This is a genomic window from Serratia proteamaculans (assembly GCF_949794035.1).
Taxonomy (GTDB): domain Bacteria; phylum Pseudomonadota; class Gammaproteobacteria; order Enterobacterales; family Enterobacteriaceae; genus Serratia; species Serratia proteamaculans.
The window spans coordinates 2,037,932-2,056,526 of the sequence record NZ_OX461105.1; the positions used below are offsets into that span (position 1 = coordinate 2,037,932).

Consider the following 18,595-nt stretch of genomic DNA (forward strand, 5'->3'; position numbering starts at 1 on the left):
CCCGGTTTCCTCAGCCGTTTTTAAACAAGCCTTTTAATACGTGCGGTTCAGAGCGCCAATATTGCGGCGGTGCACTGACCTTTTCACCCAGTTTAGCGGCGGCGTGCCAAGGCCAGCGTGGGTTGTATAGGATGCCGCGAGCCAGCGCGATCATATCCGCCTGCCCGGTGGCGACAATCGCTTCCGCCTGCTCCGGCTCGGTAATCAGCCCGACCGCGATGGTGGGCAGCCCGCTTTCCCGCTTGATGGTTTCGGCGAACGGTACCTGATAATTAGGACCCACCGGGATCTTCTGCTGTGGTGAAAGGCCGCCGCTGGAAACGTGAATATAGTCGCAGCCCAGCTGTTTCAGCGTTTTTGCCAGCGCAACCGACTGCTGCTCATCCCAACCCCCCTCGACCCAGTCACTGGCGGAAATACGTACGCCGAGTGCCTTGTGCGCCGGGAACACGGCACGCACTTCAGTGTAAATTTCCAGCAGCAGGCGCATGCGGTTTTGCAATGAGCCGCCGTACTGGTCGTTGCGCTGGTTAGCCAACGGTGAAAGGAACTGGTGCAGCAGATAGCCGTGCGCGCCATGCAGCTCAATCAATTCAAAACCGAGCCGATCGGCGCGTTTTGCTGCGTCAACAAACTGGGCTTTCAAGCGTTCAATCTGTTCCAGGCTCATTGCCGCGGGAGACTCATCCTGCTGGGCAAAGGGGACCGCGGAGGCGGAGAGCGTCTGCCAGCCACCGTTGGCGGCATCAAGTTGACCACCGCCTGCCCAGGGGACTGCGCAAGAAGCTTTGCGTCCGGCATGGCCAAGCTGAATACCCAGTGGCATGGTGGCGTGTTTTTTCACTGCCTGTACCACCTCCGCTAACGCCTGTTCGGTTGTGTCGTCCCACAGGCCGAGATCGTTGGGGGTAATACGCCCTTCAGGCGCTACCGAAGTCGCCTCTACAATCAGCAAACCGGCACCGGACAATGACAGGTGCCCGAGATGCAGGGTATGCCATTCGGTGGCTTTGCCGTGATCGGCGGAATATTGGCACATGGGTGCGATAATAATACGGTTGGGTAAACTCAGTTTTCCCAGCGTTATCGGGGTAAATAGCTGACTCATGACGTCCTCCAGATCCGTGGTAAATAGGGGATAAGCTCCCACTAGGAGTATCGGGATTTGTGAACAGCGTCAAGTTTCCAGCGCTTCACCTCATCGACGGGTTAATGCTGTTTTGAGCCACATTTTCGGGTATTATGTGCGCCGCGCGTGGGCCTGCGGTCGGCGCGTGTTCAAATCAGTCACCTCCCGAAAGACAGGAAAGTACACCATGCCAGTGTTACATAACCGAATTTCTAATGAGGAACTGAAGGCGCGCATGATGGCGGAAACCGAGCCGCGCACCACAGTTTCTTTTTATAAATATTTCACCATCGAAGATCCCAAAGCGTTTCGCGACAGCCTGTACGTTCAGTTCGACAAGCTGAAGGTGTTTGGCCGCATTTATGTGGCGAAAGAGGGGATCAACGCGCAAATCAGCGTGCCGCAGAATAAGTTTGAGGCGTTCAAAGCCGCGCTGTTTGCCTCGCATCCGGCGCTGGATCAGGTGCGTCTGAATATCGCTCTGGAAGACGATGGAAAATCCTTCTGGGTGCTGCGCCTGAAGGTGCGCGAACGCATCGTTGCCGACGGTCTGGATGATGAGAGTTTCAACCCGGCAAACGTCGGTGAGTATCTGCAGGCCGATCGCGTTAACCAGATGATTGACGATCCGGATACGCTGTTTGTCGATATGCGTAACCATTACGAGTATGAAGTCGGCCACTTTGAAAACGCTATCGAAGTGCCTTCAGACACTTTCCGTGACCAACTGCCGATGGCGGTTGAGATGCTGCAGGACAATAAAGACAAAAATATTGTCATGTACTGCACCGGCGGTATCCGCTGTGAAAAAGCCAGTGCCTATATGTTGCATAACGGCTTCAAGAACGTCTATCACGTGGAAGGCGGGATTATCGAGTATGCACGCAAGGCTAAAGAGCAGGGGTTACCGCTGAAGTTTGTCGGCAAAAACTTTGTGTTTGATGAGCGCATGGGCGAGCGGATTTCCGACGACGTGATCGCCAATTGCCACCAGTGCGGTGCGCCTTGCGATACTCACACCAACTGCCTGAATGACGGCTGTCACCTGCTGTTTATTCAGTGTCCGAGCTGTGCGGCCAAATTTGAAGGCTGTTGCAGCGAGATCTGCCGCGAAGAGTTGAAGTTGCCGCGTGAAGAACAGCGTGCGCGCCGTGCCGGCCGCGAAAATGGCGTCAAGATTTTCAATAAGTCGAAAGGGTTATTGCAGACCACGATGCACATTCCGGCACCGGAAGATGAAGGCCCGGCAAGCTGAGCCAACAGTAAGCGCGGCAGCCTTGCCGCCGCGCTTCGGTATTACTTCGCGCGAACGCCTTCCACAGAAATAATCAGCTCCACGTCCTGCGATGCCGGGCCGAGATCGGTGGTGATGCCAAAGTCTTTCAACTTGATTTTGCCGTTGGCTTCAAAGCCTGCACGGTAGCCGCCCCAGGGGTCATTGCCCTGGCCGATCAGTTTGGCGTCCAGCGTGACCGGTTTGGTCACGCCGTTCAGCGTCAGGTTACCGACCACCGCATAGCCTTCGCCGTTCTTTTTCACTTCAGTGGATTCAAATGTAGCCTGCTTGTTCTTTTCCACGTTCAGGAATTCGGCGCTGCGCAGGTGTTTGTCACGCTCAGCGTGGTTGGTATCGACGCTGGCGGTGTTGATCGTGACGTTAACCTTGTCCTTGGACGGATCTTTTTCGTCGAAGGTGAAGCCGCCGTCAAAATCCTTGAAGGTGCCGTACAGCCAGCTGTAACCCAGGTGTTGGATGCGGAACTCGATAAAGGCGTGTTGACCCTGTTTGTCGATCTTGTAGTCAGCAGCCAGCGCGGAACCAGCGCTCAGCAGCAGTGCGCCTGCGGTCAGGCCCAGTACGGTTTTCTTCAACATAGCAATCTCCATAAATCCAAAGGTTAATCGGCGCTGCTACCCAGCATCCGTTTCAAAGTAACATCACGATCAACAAAGTGATGTTTAAGCGCAGCCAGACCGTGCAATACCGAAAGCACTACCACGACCCAGGCCAGGTAAAGGTGGATGGTACCGGCCGTATCGGCCTGTTCCGCCATACCGGTGACGGTAGCGGGGATATCGAACCAGCCGAAAACGCTGATCGGTTGACCGTCGGCGGTCGAAATCAGGTAGCCGCTGATCAGGATACTGAACAGCACGACATACAACGCCAGATGGGCGAGGATTGCGCTCACGCGGGTAAACCGACTGTAGCTGGCCAAAGGTTTGGGCGGCGGCGAAACAAAACGCCAGACGACCCGGACCACCATGACGATAAACAGCAGCGTGCCGATGCTTTTATGTATCTCTGGTGCCTGGTGATACCAGACATCGTAATATCCCAGTGTGACCATCCATAGGCCCAGGGCAAACATGCCGTACACCGTCAGTGCAACCAGCCAGTGGATCAGCACTGAAATATGACCAAAACGGTTGGCGGTATTTTTCCAAAGCATCCTGTTTCCTTACCTTCCTGATTTTCTGGCTGCAATAATTAAACTTTAAGAAACATAAAATCAATAATAAATTTAACTATGTTACTTCTTAATAATATTAATCAGAGAATTTGGCCGAGATAGCGGTAAGTTAGTCAGTGAAATCGTCGAATTGATGACTGCGGGACGATTATTGATTTTATCTTATTGATTGAAATAAAAAGGTTTTATTTATTAGTGTCAGCTTTTGTCATTTTACGTAAATACCCTGAGTTTTTTCACAAATAAACCCTAGTCAAGATTGCCGATTATTTCCAGCCGAGGTTCAGTAAAACGGCGATTTTTATTCTCCCGGTAATAGCTCTGCGACGTGACCTCAGAGTTTGCTAACATACCACTCATCTGATGGCCCGCTGGGCCAGCGCTATTAACGCAAAGGACATGTATGGGCCGAACCCTGTTGACCGATCGCAGCCTGCGCCTGGCGATTATGCTGGCGATGTTGGTGATTATTCTTGCCGGTGTTAAAGCGGCGGTGGATGTTGTGGTGCCTTTCTTGTTGGCGCTGTTCCTGGCCATGGTGCTGAATCCGCTGGTGACACAGCTCGAACGCTGGCGAATACCTCGCGCACTGGGCGTGACTTTGTTGGTGGTGGCCGTGGTGGTGGTGCTGATGTTGTTTGTCGGCGTGTTGGGAGCATCACTGAACGAGTTTGCGCGCTCGCTGCCGCAGTACCGCGGCATGATGCTGGAAAAGCTGAGTGAACTGCAGCATTACGCCGATCGCTTCAAAATCACCATTTCCACCGAGGCGATGTTGCAGTATGTCGATCCCAGCGCGGCGATGAACCTGATCACTCGCCTGTTGAGTCGATTCTCCGGCGCGATGACCAATATCTTCCTGCTGCTGATGACCGTGGTATTTATGCTGTTTGAAGTACAACTGCTGCCCTACAAATTGCAGCAGGCGCTGGATAAACCGAGTGAAGGCATTGCCAACATTCAACGCGCGCTGGATGGGGTCACTCGTTATCTGTTGATCAAAACGGCGATCAGCCTGGCGACCGGCATCATTGTCTGGGCATTCCTGGCTGTTGTGGACGTGCGCTTTGCCTTTATCTGGGGGCTGCTGGCGTTTTTGCTGAATTATATTCCCAATATTGGCTCGGTGATCGCCGCCGTTCCTCCGTTGGTTCAGGCCCTGCTGTTCAACGGTTTTGGCGATGCACTGGTGGTGGCTGCGGGCTTTATCACTATCAATCTGGTGATTGGTAACATGCTGGAACCGCGGGTGATGGGACGCGGACTGGGGTTGTCCACGCTGGTGGTATTTCTGTCATTGATTTTCTGGGGCTGGCTGATGGGGCCGGTGGGGATGTTGTTGTCGGTTCCCCTGACCATTATTACCCGTATCGCGCTGGAGACCACCGAGGGTGGGCATAAACTGGCGGTGATCCTCGGTGACGGTCAGCCGGGCAAACAGGTTACTCCGGAGTAAAGAACACTTTCCCCTGGGTCTTGCTGGTGGCGGCATGTTGCAGCGCCAATTTATAGTGCCGCAGTGGGTAGATGGCTGCCGGGGGACGTAACTCCAGTTGTCCACGCCTCAGCAAGTGGAAAAGCTGTTGGAACGCCGCCTGCCACTGAGCTGGCGTTGCCTGTGCATTCCATTTGCGCAGGTGGAACAGTGAAGTACGCAAGCGCAGTTGCTGAGCAATGTACTGCCAGTCAACCTGTTGGTTACTCAGTAATCCCAGGGCAACAAAGTCACCATTGGCGCTGACTGAACGCGCCAGATGCAAACCCTCTTCTCCGCCGACACAGTCAATCGCCGCCCGTGCCGCATGGCCTGTGAGTTGTTGCAGGCTATACTGTTGCAGTAAATCCTCAGGAAGAACCCGCCAGGCACCGGCATTCAACAGCGCCTGTCGATGGGCTGTATTACGTACTACCACGGCCAATTTAATTCCGCGCAGCGCCGCCAACTGACAGAAAAGCAGGCTAATCGCCGATCCTCCACCGTTAATCAGCAGAATGTCGCCAACCTCTAGCGGTAGCCACTGCGTCAACAATACCCAGCAGGTGAGTGGATTGATGTAGATTTGCGCCGCGCTGACGTCATCAATATCGTCCGGTAGCCAAATGACTTTATCCTGGTCGAGCGTGATAAAGGTTTGCCAACTGCCATTCCCCCTGACAGCCAGTGCGCGTCTGCCGGTCGGTTGCCCACGGGGATCTACCACCACGCCAATGCCTTCATAGCCTGGGACCTGGGGCAGGGCGATACGGTGTGCATACTGACCGTAGATAGGGATCAGATCGGATGGATTGATCGGGGCATAGCGCATCTGCAGCAGCAGTTGATGGGATTGCGGCCTGGGAAGGTCGGTCTGTTCCAGGGCAATGACCTGTTCCGGGAGGCCAAAACGGCTAAAGCGTAAACGGGGAAAAGTGGGCGACATGAATTAAGGGATAAAGAAGAAATAGACGTCCAGCGCTAACAACACCAGCCACAGGCAGATATACAGCACCAGATGTTCACGTACATTGTTGACGATCGCCGACAGTATTTTGTTTAGCATTCTCAGCAGCCAAAAGATAAGGACAGGCAGAGTATAGATTTTTGCGAGCGGCGTTAATACCGTCGAGAGGGCAAAGCGTGCAGCAGAGGCAAATTAAAAGGAAAAATCAGCCTGCTTTGGCGCAGGCTTTGGATTATACCGCCAGCAGGGACAGTGACAGTGGGCTGGTGGGGACGCTTGGCGGATAGAAGTACCGCAGCACGTTATACAGCGAATAAAACTCCAGCCGATTGCGGGCGTTGATTTTTTCGGTGATATGACGCTTGTGAACATAAACCGTATGCGAACTGATTTGCAGCTTTTTCGCGATGCGGTAATTGGGCATTTCTGCCATCCAGTGCTTCATCACCGTCAGTTCTTGCGGGCTGAACAGTGAATGTTCAACGCTGCAATCCATCAGTGACACCGGTTTTTCGCGCATCATGCGCAACGTCACCGGCAAAGTGGCTTTATTGAACAGGAAAGCATGATCGGCGATGCGCATTGGCGTTTCGCTGTAGGGATAAGGCGTATCCAGATAAATAAACAACAGTGCCGATGAGGTGGCCTCAATAAAGGCCTGCAGTTGAGCATCATCTTCACTATGACGGCAATGTTTGGTCAGGTTTACCAGAATGTGACTTGGTCGGTAGTGGTCCAGCAGGGGGGTTGCCTGTTCCAGGCTGTGGCAACATTTTACCTGGGCGAAAACATTGTCAGTAAAATAGTTATCGATACCGACCCGAGTGAAGCAGCATTCGTCCACGACAAGCAGTTTCATGGTGACGTCCTTGTTGTTCGAAGAAATAGCAGGGGCATATCAGCTGTAAAATAGAACTTACACCAGGGGGGATCAATTCGGAAATCCGGATACTTACCCCAGAAATTTCCGTTGAAATATTTTTAACAATATATTTCAGATCGTTATGATAGTTTTGTCATGTAACTAAAAAATGTAACCGCAACCCGCGCGGGTGGGCGGGTGCGATTAAGTTAACGGGAAGGGGTTAAGCAAAGCGTTTCAGAGAGAAGGGAGCGATGTCCACCGGTGGGGTTTTATCTTCAGCAAACAGCGCAGCGATCTCACCTAACACACTGGCAAACTTGAAACCATGGCCGCTCAGACCGCTGATGACCATTAAGCGATCGCATTCTGGCAGAGTATCGATAATGAAATCTTCATCTGGACTCATATCATAACTGCATGCTTCACCGTGTAAACATACCCCTACACCCGGCAAAAATTGGCGCAGGAAGTGGAAAACTTCGGTTCCATCAGTGGTGAAACTGCCAAATGGTTTGCGTTGCTCCGGTGTCTCCATCGGTTGGCCACCATCGTGTTTGCCTATTTTCAACCCGTCTTTATCGGCAGGGAAACCGTAATAATGGTTGCCGTCCTGCGCTTCAACGGTAAATGCCGGGAAACGGTTGTTGACGCTGTAACGACCATCCGCCTGATGCCAGGAAAATACCTTACGCAGTGGGGCTATCGGTAACTCTGGCAGCAGCGCTTTTACCCAGGTTCCGGCGGTGACCACCGCTTTACGGCCCTGAAAACGGCCTTCAGGGGTGACCACTTCAACACCACCCTCGATCGGTTGCACTGCGCTGACAGGGCAATTGAATAATTGTCCGCAGCCGGCATCTTTAGCCAATTTAATCAGGCAGGCAATGGCCTGCTCAGAGCGCAGGAACCCGGCGTCTGGCTCAAATACGCCGACGTAACCTTCCGGTGCATTGAATTCTGGCCACCGCTGGTTAATCTGTTCTGCGTTAAGGTTTTGCGTATTGAGGTGGAATTTTTGCGCGCTGTGTTGGGCGTTGTTGATAAACTCAGAATTCTGCGGCCCCATGTTCAGAACGCCGCAGTCCTGGAACAACTCTTCACCGGTTTGTTTAATCAGGCCGTTCCATAAAGCCTGAGCGCGCAGGATCAACGGCACATATTTTTCGCCTTCGCCGTAGGCATGACGGATGATGCGGGTATCGCCGTGGTGGCTGCCGTTACGGTGTGGGGGCATCGAGCTGTCGATCATTAATACTTTCAGGCCGGACCGTGTTGCATAGTAACCTGCCGCCGCGCCTACCGAGCCGCTGCCCACAACAATTAAGTCATATTCCACGTGCCATCCCCTCTCTGTTATAGGTTTCTTATTTCTTTATGATAAAAGGTTGGGCGCTGCAATGCACCCGTTGCGCGGTTCGCAGGCAAAGAAAAAGGCGCCAGAGATAATCGCTGGCGCCTTAGGCATTTTGGTACAGTGAATTAGTGCTTTTTACGATCAAGGTCCTGGTAATCCGTTGCTTCAATCTTGGCGATGCCGGCTTCTAATATATTGATTAATTGACGTGCGACATCTGTGGTTAGCCAAAGCGTTCTGTCTACTTGGGCGTCTTCGGGTGTCTGATCTCGTGAAGACAGGTAATGAAGGCGTATCATCATGGCGTCATAAGCGTCGACAGTACTGATATCCCAACCAACAAGCGGGTGTGTCTGAATTACTTCATCATTTCTGTCCATAAAGACCCCTTATTGAGTAGTGACTACCGTGAGTGACTAACGAGGATCAATGCGGCCCATCATCATGTGAGCAATTACAGTATACGCATCTGGCTACGGCGGTGGAGAGTTTCCCACCTTCTTTTGTAAAATAATTATTTAATTGAGTGATTATTCTACACGTCGACTCGCAAAACCATGCGGAGGAACGAGATTAGATTCATTCAACATCAGGGGGCCGCGGAGTACCCTGTAGCCGTTTTTCCAGCTCGGCGGCCAGATGGGCAAAGTGCTGTTGGGTTTCGGCATCACGACTTTGATTTTGCGATTCGAGCTTCAGACTGTGAATTAATAATTGATTGGCTTTGTCATCCAGGCCAAAGGCCAGATAGGAAAATGCCACTTCCAGCACGCTCAAACGTCGCTTTTGATCGGCAATCAGCGCCAGTAGTTCGCCAAAGGTCATCGCTTCTTCGGTTTTTACCTTGTCCGGGGCCATGTCAAATACCTCCTGTTAAAGCATTCAGTACAGACCAGATAAAGCTTTTCTTCCAGCAGAAAATTAAACTGCGTTGTGCCGGGCTTTAAATACAAAAAAGCCGGAGAGCGACCCCCGGCAAAAACTACATTGCAGTATTATTCTGCGCTAAACCAATCGTCAGCACTTTCCCAGGTTTCCTGGAGGATGTCCGCGATCAGATCTTTATCTGTTTTCAGGCCGCCCAATACCGAGAGCCCGTTGGAACCGGCATAACGCACCTGCACCAGGGTGTCTGGAAATTGGCGGTTTACCCGCTTGCTCAGCTCGCCGGTCAGAGCCTCGATGGCTCCTGACGGTAGCGGTTTGGTTTTATCTATAGTGACTTCAACACGCATAATTGCCCCCGAAGCGATTTACTGGATATTTATACAGTTAAGCGTGCGCGGGGGCAAGAGGCTAGGTTAAAAAAAGATTATTCTGCTGTCACTGACCAGCTCAGGCTCTCTCCGGCCAGGAATGGCACTACCGTTTCGCTGCCCATGACGATCTCTTCCGGTTGGCTAGTGGGTATGCGCTGCAGCTCGATGAAGTCGGTATTAACCGGCAGGCCGTAAAAACGCGGGCCGTTCAGCGAGCAGAAGGCTTCCAGATGCTCCAGTGCACCCAACTGTTCGAATACGCTGGCGTAGGCAGGGATAGCATTGGGAGCGTTGAATACGCCGGCGCAGCCACAGCTTGATTCCTTGCGGTGTTTGGCATGGGGGGCGGAGTCGGTACCGAGGAAGAAGCGATCTGAACCACTGGCAACGGCCTTACGCAGCGCGTCCTGGTGAATATTACGCTTGAGGATCGGCAAGCAGAACAGGTGCGGACGGATGCCGCCAACCAGCATATGGTTACGGTTAAACATCAGATGCTGGGGGGTGATGGTCGCGCCAAGAAAACGATTGCCTTCCTGCACGTACTGCGCCGCTTCTTTGGTGGTGATGTGCTCGAAGACAATTTTCAGCTCCGGGAACTGCCGGCGAATCGGCTCCATAACCTGCTCGATAAAGCGTGCTTCACGGTCGAAAATATCGACGGCGGCATCGGTTACTTCCCCATGAATCAACAGCGGCATACCCATTTTCTGCATTTGTTCGAACAGCGGATAGATGGCTTTGACATCGCTGACGCCATGGCTGGAGTTGGTGGTGGCGTTGGCCGGATACAGCTTGGCGGCGGTGAACACCCCTTGCTCGAACCCGTTAACCAGTTCAGCAGCATCCAGTGAATTGGTCAGATAACAGGTCATCAGCGGGGTGAAATCATGCCCCTGAGGGACCGCTGCCAGAATACGGTCACGGTAAGCGCGAGCGGCGACGACGGTAGTAATTGGCGGAGCCAGGTTCGGCATCACAATCGCCCGGCCAAAGACCTGACTGGTATAGGGCAGAACCGTTTTCAGCATGTCGTCGTCACGCAGATGGATGTGCCAGTCGTCAGGGCGGCGGATTTTCAGGGCTTGAGGTTGTGCAGTCATGTTGCAAGGCTCCGGCGGTTAGATACGGGTCTACATAAAAGCGAATAATGGGGGTTATTCACGCCGGGGTGTAAGGATAAGCGGAAAGCGCTCCCGATGCATCTGTTTGTTCACGGCAAGTTGAAATCAATTGGCTATCAGGCGCATAGTGTCAGAGATTTTAATGATGCCTGCGCGATAACTGCCGGGTTATTAACATTAATCATGTGGAATGGGAGAGAGAAATGGAAGTACGTGTTATTGCCACCTTACAGGCGAAACCTGAATTTGTGTCCGCCGTCAGCGATGCGGTGCATGGGATTATCGATCCAAGCCGTCAGGAGCTGGGTAATCTGCAATATGATTTGCACCGCGATCTCGAAAAGCCGGGCACTTTCGTATTCTTTGAGCGTTGGGCAAGCGCCGAGGCGCTGGAAAAACACAATGCCACCGAGCATTTTAAGCATTTCGTTAGCCAGATAGAGGGCAAACTGGATTTGCTGGATATCAAACAGTTGAAGAAAATTGCCTGAGCCGATTTATCGGCAATAAAAAACCCGCCAAATGGCGGGTTTTTTTATCGAAGCAGATTAACTTAGTCGTTAATTGGCTGCGGTTTGGTTGCCGGAGCGGTGGCTTGATTTGCCGCCGCATGGCCACCTGCTGAACCTTTGCCTTCGAAGTTGAAGGAAGGGCGCTGCCAATCACTTTGCTGCTGCTGATCCGCTACATAGTCCGGTGCAGGAGCCTTGGTCATTGGCGCAGTGGCGATGTGTTTATACAGCACCTCTTGCACCGGCGCTGGCTGCTGTTGCACAACCGGCGCTTTTTCTTCAACCACCACCGGCGCAGCAACTTCCTGCACGGGGGCGACTTCAACTGCCGGCTCAACGAACGCCGGTGTTGGTTCAGCGACAGTTTCTTCAGCAACGATTGCTGCAGCCACTACCGGTGTTTCTTCAGCCACAGGGGCAGGTTCAACCGCAGGGGCTTCCTCTACCACCGGTGCAGCTTCAACTACCGCAGTTTCTTCAACTGTTGGCGCTTCAGCTACAGGGGCTGGTGTGGTTTCTTCGGCCTGGGCAGCGATCGCCGGTTCAACGGTTTCAACAACCGGTTGGACGGGTTCTACTGCGGTGACCACCACTTCCGGCTCGCTCACTGGCGCAACGGCTGGCATCGCGACTTCAGCAATCACCGGAGCGGCAACGCTGACGGCTTCCTGTGCCATGACATTATCAGCAGCGATTTCGACAGCTTCAGTCTGAACTTCTGCTTCTTCAATCAGTTGCGCGGTTTGTGTGACAGGGTAACTTACCCATACCTTGCCCGAAGCCATTTCCGGAGAGGCGAAAGCCCCTGCCAGTGGCATTGGTGACTGGGTAGGATAACGCTCGTCACGGTAGCGGCGACGACGTTGACCGCTAACACGCAGGTGACGCGGTGAACGACGTGAGCGGCGTGGCATGCCGTTTTCGCCATTAGCGCGATTGTCCTGTGCATCATCCTCAGTCTGTGCCTCAAGGGTTTCCGGCAGCAGTTTAACGCTGTCTTCAACCTGAGCAGGCTGCACGTCCTGGACTTTCGCTACCGGTGCTTTTGGCGCCAGCAGTTCTTCCGCTGCACGATGCAGTTCTTCTTCCGCAGACAGCACCCGAACTTTCTGCGTCAGAGGACGACGCTGACGACGCTGCATGTTCTGCATCTGACGTTCTTCGAGATCTTCGTCAACGCTGACATTGGTTGTGGTCGTGGTTGCGGTTTCTACGCTTTCCAGCGCGGCCACTTCCTGCTGAGCCTGACGTTTTTCTTCCTGGCGACGACGCTGACGATCGGCACGCTGGTCACGGCGCTGTTGCTGTTCTTCGCGCTGTGCCTTGGCGGCTTCTTCAGACAGTGGCTCTTCGACTACGGCTGCCGTGGCTTGTGGCGCATTGCGGCGGTTACGACGCTGTTCATCGCGTACTTCACGTGTTTCACGGCCTTCGCGGTTGTCACGAGGTTCGCGATTTTCACGTGGCTCACGATTTTCGCGATTGTCACGGCCTTCACCGCGCTCTTTACGCTCACCGCGTTCTGGACGATCGCTACGCTCACCACGTTCTCCGCGCTCACCGCGATCTTTACGACCGGTGCCCTGACGGCGTTGGCCACGACGATCCTGACGGCGGTTTTCACCGTTGCCTTCAGACTTCGGCGCTTCCACTACAGGTTTGGCTTCGACTACCGGCTGTTCTTCACCGGCAAACAGCGCTTTCAGACCACCGAACAGACGGCCCAACAGGCCCGGTTTGGCAGCGGCAGCAGGTGCGGTTTGCTTGGTCGCAGTAGCAGTGACGGTAGCTTGAGCCACAACCGGCTCTTCTGCCGGTGGTGGGGCGTCCGCAGCCAGAGAGAACGAAGCCAGAGCCGGTTGTTCAGGACGCTTGCGCTCCATCGGCGCATCTTCCAGCGGCTGGGCCATTTCTTCTTCGTGCAGTTTCGGCAGCAGGTAGCTCAGGGTCGGTGTTTCTTCGCCCTTACGCACGCGCAGTACAGAGTAGTGTGGGGTTTGCATCTGATCGTTCGGCACGATGATCGCTTTCACGCCACCCTGACGTTTTTCGATCGCGCTCACCGAGTCACGTTTTTCGTTCAGCAGGTAAGAAGCAACCTGAACCGGCACGATGGCGTGAACTTCTTTGGTATTTTCTTTCAGCGCTTCTTCTTCGATCAGACGAAGAATGGAAAGTGCCAGCGATTCGTTATCACGGATAGTGCCGGTGCCGTTACAGCGCGGACAGACGTGATGGCTGGACTCACCCAGTGATGGGCTGAGGCGCTGACGTGACATCTCAAGCAGGCCGAAACGGGAAATGCGACCGATTTGGATACGTGCGCGGTCCTGACGAACGGCGTCACGCAGGCGGTTTTCCACTTCACGTTGATGGCGAACCGGGGTCATATCGATAAAGTCGATAACGATCAGGCCGCCAAGGTCGCGCAGGCGCAGCTGACGAGCGATCTCGTCTGCCGCTTCCAGGTTGGTGTTGAACGCCGTCTCTTCGATATCGCCGCCGCGAGTTGCCCGCGCGGAGTTGATGTCGATAGCGGTCAGCGCTTCGGTGGAGTCGATAACGATCGAGCCACCGGAAGGCAGGCGAACTTCACGCTGGAAAGCGGATTCAATTTGGGATTCGATTTGGTAGTGGCTGAACAGAGGGATTTCGCCGCTGTACAGTTTGATTTTGCTGCTGAAATCCGGACGGCCCAGGGCAGAAATGTGCTCTTTGGCCAGATCGAGAACTTTTGGATTGTCGATCAGGATTTCGCCGATGTCCGGGCGCAGATAGTCGCGGAATGCACGCACGATAACGTTGCTTTCCTGATGGATCAGGAATGGCGCAGCGCGGCCTTCAGCGGCTTTTTTAATCGCTTCCCAGTGCTTCAGGCGGAATGACAGATCCCACTGCAGCGCATCGGCAGATTTGCCAACGCCGGCGGTACGAACAATCAGACCCATGCCGTCTGGCAGTTGCAGGGAAGAAAGCGCTTCTTTCAGTTCGGTGCGGTCGTCACCCTCAATGCGGCGTGAAATACCACCGGCACGTGGGTTGTTCGGCATCAGCACCAGATAACTGCCGGCCAGGCTGATGAAGGTGGTCAAGGCAGCGCCTTTGTTACCACGTTCTTCTTTATCAACCTGAACGATCACTTCCTGGCCTTCGCGCAGCACATCTTTGATGTTTGGGCGACCATGGGAAGAGTAGTTACTTGGGAAGTATTCGCGAGCGATTTCTTTAAGAGGGAGGAAACCATGTCGTTCGGCGCCGTAATCAACAAACGCTGCTTCAAGACTTGGTTCTATACGAGTGATTTTGCCTTTGTAAATATTCGCTTTTTTCTGTTCATGACCTGGACTTTCAATATCCAAATCATACAGCCGCTGTCCATCTACCAAGGCAACACGCAACTCTTCCTGCTGAGTTGCGTTAATCAACATTCTTTTCATCTTAACTTACTCGTTATTTTTACATTATCGACAAAGCTGCGGGCAAAATAACCTCATGGCCGGATTAAAACCGAAAACCCCGTGTCTTCTCGCAAAGCCGTCAACCTCACGGTTGTCGCCTGCATAGGGGCGCATTATCTCGGTAAGCCTGTATTTCTTTGTGAAAAACAGCACTTTTACTAGGGGAATAGCCTCTGATTTACGTCGACAGATCTGATTCCGTTTGCCGGCCAAGCTGCAACCCGCAGCCCGCTAATTGTTTGATTTCACATTACGTCTTACGCCATTGCTGCGTTTTTGTGCCATCAGACAAATTTTATAATTCCACAGTTTTCCCTGTTTAACGAGAATCAACGTGGAAAGTAAACGCATTATTCCACTGCTGATACTGTTATAGCAAGGTGACTTTTCCTTAACTGCGGAAGAAATCGCAAACGTTCAAACCGGCTTGCTGCCTTATTGTCCGCTGGAGTTTCGCCTGCAGTCAGAGAGACAGTTAAGCACATAAAAAGAAGTGGCGCTATTTACGCGCTCTATTTAGAATCCTGCCCCATGAAAACGAACATTCCTGCAGTACAACTAATCACGATTTCTGACGACGAAGCCGGTCAGCGAATCGACAACTTTCTGCTTGCCCGCCTGAAAGGCGTGCCGAAGAGCATGATTTATCGCATCGTACGTAAAGGCGAGGTGCGCGTTAATAAAGGACGCATCAAGGCGGAATACAAGCTGGCGCCCGGTGACGTGGTGCGTGTGCCGCCGGTACGCGTTGCCGAGCGTGAAGAGGCACCGGTCTCTGCCAAGCTGGATAAAGTGGCCGCGCTGGCCAATTGCATTCTGTATGAAGACGATCACCTGCTGCTGCTGAACAAACCTTCAGGCACTGCGGTGCATGGTGGCAGCGGTCTGAGTTTTGGCGTGATCGAAGCTTTGCGTGCGTTGCGTCCGGAAGCCCGCTTCCTGGAGTTGGTGCATCGCCTGGACCGCGACACTTCTGGCGTGCTGTTGGTGGCGAAAAAGCGTTCCGCGCTGCGCTCCTTGCATGAGCAACTGCGGATGAAAGGGATGCAGAAGGATTATCTGGCACTGGTTCGCGGTCAATGGCAGTCGCATTGCAAAGCGGTACAGGCGCCGCTGCTGAAAAATATTCTGCAGAGCGGTGAACGTATTGTGCGCGTTAACAGCGAGGGCAAACCGTCGGAAACCCGCTTCAAGGTGGAAGAGCGCTTTGAGCATGCGACGCTGGTCAAGGCCAGCCCGATCACCGGACGCACTCACCAGATCCGCGTTCACGCCCTGCACGCCGGACATCCAATAGCCTTTGACGACCGCTATGGCGATCGTGAATTTGATCGCCAATTGGCGGGAACCGGGCTCAAACGTTTGTTCCTGCATGCGGCAGCGCTGCGCTTTGAACACCCAGGCACTGGCGAAACGATGCGTATCGAAGCGCCGATGGACGCAGAGTTGCGCCACTGCCTGCAGGTATTGCGCAAGCAGTCTAAAGAACAGTAAGCCGTACCTTCATGCCAGCGGGTTGATGCCTTCAGCCCGCAGCATCTCCAGTAGCGCAATCAGCGGCAGACCGATCAACGCATTCGGATCCCGCCCCTCCAGCTTGTCGAATAACGCAATGCCCAAACCTTCACTTTTAAAGCTGCCTGCGCAGTTGAGCGGTTGCTCAAGGCGAACATAGGCGTCGATTTCAGCCTCATTCAACACACGGAAATGCACGTGAAAGGGTTCGCAAAGCAGTTGCAGGTGTTGGCTATGGCTGTTGTATAACGCCAGGCCGGTATAAAAAGTGACCTTTTGGCCGCTGGCCTGACGCAATTGCGCGCGGGCATTTTCTTCGGTGTGTGGTTTTCCGGTGATTTTACCGTCAATCACGCAGACCTGATCTGAGCCGATAATCAGGTGGTCGGGGTAGGCGCTGGCCAATGCCTGGGCCTTCGCCGCTGCCAGTCGTAGCACCAGCGCTTCGGCGTTTTCCCCGGCCAGCGGGGCTTCATCGACCTGCGGAGCGGCACAGATAAAAGGCAGATGCAGCTTTTCCAGCAGCGTCTTGCGGTAGGTCGAGGTGGAGGCAAGGAGCAGTCTTTGCATAATTTTTTTCGTAAACCGTAGCGTAAATAGAGTGGGCATTTTAAACTGTCCGCCGCTGAGGAAGCGAATATTGGTGAAAGGTGCCGTTTTACGGCCTTTTTCTTTGACTCTAAGTCGTTACAAAGTTAATATGCGCGCCCTATGCAAAAGGTAAAATTACCCTTGACCATTGATGCGGTACGTACCGCTCAGAAACGCCTGGACTATGTTGGTTCCTATGCGCCTGAGCAGGTTACACGTGTTGCCGCCTCTGTGGTCAGTGTGGACAGTGATGTTGAGGTCTCGTTATCCTTTGATATTGATAACCAGCGCCTCGCGGTAATAACAGGGCATGCGGACGTCCAGGTAATGCTGATGTGCCAACGCTGTGGAGTGCCGTTTGAACATCATGTTCACACAACATATTGTTTTAGCCCGGTCGTCAATGATGAGCAGGCTGAGGCATTACCGGGGGCGTACGAGCCGATCGAAGTCGATGAGTTTGGCGAAGTCGATCTGCTGGCAATGATTGAAGACGAAATTATTCTTTCACTGCCTGTCGTCCCGGTACATGAATCTGAACACTGTGAAGTGTCCGAAGCGGACATGGTATTTGGCAAACTGCCTGCAGAGGCGGAGAAACCAAATCCATTTGCCGTATTAGCCAGTTTAAAGCGTAAGTAATTAAGGAGTAAGGTCCATGGCCGTACAACAAAATAAACCAACCCGTTCCAAACGTGGCATGCGTCGTTCACACGATGCTCTGACCACCGCCACTTTGTCTGTAGATAAAGCATCTGGCGAGACTCACCTGCGTCACCATATCACTGCCGACGGTTTCTACCGCGGTCGCAAGGTTATCGGCTAAGTAGCGGTACCTTGACTCGTCTAACCCTGGCGTTAGATGCAATGGGCGGGGACTTCGGTCCCTGCGTCACAGTGCCTGCTTCATTGCAGGCACTGGCCTCTAATTTACAGCTTCATCTTCTGCTGGTCGGCAATCCCGACACCCTCTCTCCCTTACTTGCCAAAGCCGATCCGGTTCTTCTGGAACGTTTGCAAGTTGTGCCCGCTAAATCAGTGATTGCCGGCGACGCCAAACCCTCACAAGCGATACGTGCCAGCCGTGGTACCTCCATGCGCATTGCGCTGGAACTGACTAAAAACGGTGATGCGCAAGGCTGCGTCAGCGCAGGCAATACCGGCGCGTTGATGGGGTTGGCGAAAATGCTGATTAAGCCGCTGGACGGTATTGAACGGCCGGCGTTGATGACGGTGATCCCGAATCAGCTGGGTGGCAAAACCGTGGTGCTGGATCTGGGCGCCAACGTCGAATGCGACAGTACCATGCTGGTACAGTTTGCGGTGATGGGCGCGGTGATGGCCGAAGAGGTGGTGGGGATTGCGCAACCACGCGTGGCGCTGCTGAATATTGGTGAAGAAGAAACCAAAGGCCTGGATAACATCCGCGAAGCGGCCGCCGTGCTAAAAAATACTCCGGCAATCAACTATATTGGTTACCTGGAGGGCAACGATCTCCTCACCGGTAAAACCGATGTGTTGGTCTGCGACGGCTTTGTGGGTAACGTCACCCTGAAAACCATGGAAGGGGTGGTAAGAGTATTTTTATCGCTGCTGAAATCATCCGGAGACGGTGGCAAGCAGGCGTGGTGGTTAAAATTGTTGGGCCGTTGGTTGCAAAAACGGGTGGTAAAGCGGTTCGGCCACCTGAACCCCGACCAGTATAATGGCGCATGTCTGTTAGGATTGCGCAGCACCGTAATCAAGAGCCACGGCGCTGCGAACCCGCACGCGTTTGCAGTTGCAATCGAACAGGCTGTGCAGGCGGTGCAGCGGCAAGTCCCTGACAGGATTGCTGCGCGCCTTGAAGCTGTATTACCTAAGAGTGACTGAT

Annotated in this window: 20 protein-coding genes; 7 read left to right on the plus strand and 13 right to left on the minus strand. The window is 53.5% G+C overall.

The genetic code is table 11. The features are described 5' to 3' along the window. Nucleotides 1–10: 10 nt before the first annotated feature. Complete coding sequence (locus QOT07_RS09570) at nt 11–1,108, minus strand: NADH:flavin oxidoreductase/NADH oxidase (RefSeq protein ID WP_283602986.1); 1,098 nt, start codon at nt 1,106–1,108, stop codon at nt 11–13. A 208-nt stretch (nt 1,109–1,316) separates the two neighbouring features. On the opposite strand from QOT07_RS09570, the gene trhO reads away from it, so the two are divergent. Next, entirely contained in the window at nt 1,317–2,384 is a 1,068-nt protein-coding gene (gene trhO, locus QOT07_RS09575; RefSeq protein ID WP_283602987.1) for an oxygen-dependent tRNA uridine(34) hydroxylase TrhO, read from the plus strand. Nucleotides 2,385–2,425: 41 nt separating this feature from the next. Here trhO and QOT07_RS09580 read toward each other — a convergent pair whose 3' ends face one another. Next, complete coding sequence (locus QOT07_RS09580; protein WP_099064825.1) at nt 2,426–3,004, minus strand: YceI family protein; 579 nt, start codon at nt 3,002–3,004, stop codon at nt 2,426–2,428. A 23-nt stretch (nt 3,005–3,027) separates the two neighbouring features. Continuing rightward, the gene (locus QOT07_RS09585) at nt 3,028–3,582 is read right to left on the minus strand and encodes a cytochrome b (RefSeq protein WP_099064826.1); all 555 of its coding nucleotides are present in this window, start codon (nt 3,580–3,582) and stop codon (nt 3,028–3,030) included. A 424-nt stretch (nt 3,583–4,006) separates the two neighbouring features. Here QOT07_RS09585 and QOT07_RS09590 point away from each other — a divergent pair, with 424 nt between their 5' ends. Then, nucleotides 4,007–5,059, plus strand: a complete 1,053-nt coding sequence (locus QOT07_RS09590; protein ID WP_099064827.1) for an AI-2E family transporter — start codon at nt 4,007–4,009, stop codon at nt 5,057–5,059. Here QOT07_RS09590 and QOT07_RS09595 read toward each other — a convergent pair. The 8 genes from QOT07_RS09595 to pyrC form a co-directional block, all read right to left on the minus strand. Further along, the gene (locus tag QOT07_RS09595; protein WP_283602989.1) at nt 5,046–6,023 is read right to left on the minus strand and encodes a zinc-dependent alcohol dehydrogenase family protein; all 978 of its coding nucleotides are present in this window, start codon (nt 6,021–6,023) and stop codon (nt 5,046–5,048) included. The genes QOT07_RS09590 and QOT07_RS09595 overlap by 14 nt on opposite strands. A 3-nt stretch (nt 6,024–6,026) precedes the next feature. Beyond that, entirely contained in the window at nt 6,027–6,143 is a 117-nt protein-coding gene (locus QOT07_RS09600; protein ID WP_037423894.1) for a DUF2770 family protein, read from the minus strand. A 133-nt stretch (nt 6,144–6,276) separates the two neighbouring features. Continuing rightward, nucleotides 6,277–6,903: a helix-turn-helix transcriptional regulator gene (locus tag QOT07_RS09605; RefSeq protein WP_099064829.1), complete on the minus strand. Its 627-nt coding sequence runs from the start codon at nt 6,901–6,903 to the stop codon at nt 6,277–6,279. 226 nt (nt 6,904–7,129) lie between these two features. Beyond that, nucleotides 7,130–8,245 carry an N-methyl-L-tryptophan oxidase gene (solA, locus tag QOT07_RS09610; RefSeq protein ID WP_283602990.1) on the minus strand — a complete coding sequence of 372 codons (1,116 nt, stop codon included), beginning with the start codon at nt 8,243–8,245 and terminating at the stop codon, nt 7,130–7,132. A 143-nt stretch (nt 8,246–8,388) separates the two neighbouring features. Further along, nucleotides 8,389–8,643, minus strand: a complete 255-nt coding sequence (gene bssS, locus QOT07_RS09615) for a biofilm formation regulator BssS (RefSeq protein ID WP_012006318.1) — start codon at nt 8,641–8,643, stop codon at nt 8,389–8,391. A 199-nt stretch (nt 8,644–8,842) separates the two neighbouring features. Beyond that, the gene (locus QOT07_RS09620) at nt 8,843–9,121 is read right to left on the minus strand and encodes a hypothetical protein (protein WP_099064831.1); all 279 of its coding nucleotides are present in this window, start codon (nt 9,119–9,121) and stop codon (nt 8,843–8,845) included. Nucleotides 9,122–9,258: 137 nt separating this feature from the next. Beyond that, the gene (gene dinI / locus QOT07_RS09625) at nt 9,259–9,498 is read right to left on the minus strand and encodes a DNA damage-inducible protein I (RefSeq protein WP_099064832.1); all 240 of its coding nucleotides are present in this window, start codon (nt 9,496–9,498) and stop codon (nt 9,259–9,261) included. A 77-nt stretch (nt 9,499–9,575) separates the two neighbouring features. Further along, the gene (pyrC, locus tag QOT07_RS09630) at nt 9,576–10,625 is read right to left on the minus strand and encodes a dihydroorotase (RefSeq protein ID WP_283602993.1); all 1,050 of its coding nucleotides are present in this window, start codon (nt 10,623–10,625) and stop codon (nt 9,576–9,578) included. A 224-nt stretch (nt 10,626–10,849) separates the two neighbouring features. Between pyrC and QOT07_RS09635 the strand changes: the two genes are divergently transcribed. Then, nucleotides 10,850–11,137, plus strand: a complete 288-nt coding sequence (locus QOT07_RS09635; protein WP_207977723.1) for a putative quinol monooxygenase — start codon at nt 10,850–10,852, stop codon at nt 11,135–11,137. Nucleotides 11,138–11,199: 62 nt separating this feature from the next. Here the strand turns inward: QOT07_RS09635 and rne are convergent, their stop codons facing one another. Beyond that, entirely contained in the window at nt 11,200–14,595 is a 3,396-nt protein-coding gene (gene rne / locus QOT07_RS09640; protein ID WP_283602995.1) for a ribonuclease E, read from the minus strand. Between the two features lie 552 nt (nt 14,596–15,147). Between rne and rluC the strand changes: the two genes are divergently transcribed. After that, nucleotides 15,148–16,110, plus strand: coding sequence for a 23S rRNA pseudouridine(955/2504/2580) synthase RluC (gene rluC / locus QOT07_RS09645; RefSeq protein WP_085116231.1), 963 nt, complete (start codon nt 15,148–15,150; stop codon nt 16,108–16,110). A gap of 9 nt (nt 16,111–16,119) precedes the next feature. On the opposite strand, the gene QOT07_RS09650 is transcribed toward rluC, so the two are convergent. Next, nucleotides 16,120–16,701 carry a Maf family protein gene (locus tag QOT07_RS09650; protein WP_207977728.1) on the minus strand — a complete coding sequence of 194 codons (582 nt, stop codon included), beginning with the start codon at nt 16,699–16,701 and terminating at the stop codon, nt 16,120–16,122. Between the two features lie 141 nt (nt 16,702–16,842). Here QOT07_RS09650 and yceD point away from each other — a divergent pair, with 141 nt between their 5' ends. The 3 genes from yceD to plsX are packed head-to-tail and all read left to right on the plus strand — an operon-like array spanning nt 16,843 to nt 18,594. Next, a complete protein-coding gene (yceD, locus tag QOT07_RS09655; protein WP_099062537.1) occupies nt 16,843–17,364 on the plus strand; it encodes a 23S rRNA accumulation protein YceD in 522 nt (173 codons plus the stop codon). 16 nt (nt 17,365–17,380) lie between these two features. Further along, on the plus strand, nt 17,381–17,548 hold the full coding sequence (rpmF, locus tag QOT07_RS09660; protein WP_012006327.1) for a 50S ribosomal protein L32: 168 nt from the start codon (nt 17,381–17,383) through the stop codon (nt 17,546–17,548). Between the two features lie 11 nt (nt 17,549–17,559). Further along, complete coding sequence (gene plsX, locus QOT07_RS09665; RefSeq protein ID WP_283602996.1) at nt 17,560–18,594, plus strand: phosphate acyltransferase PlsX; 1,035 nt, start codon at nt 17,560–17,562, stop codon at nt 18,592–18,594. Nucleotide 18,595 lies beyond the last annotated feature (1 nt).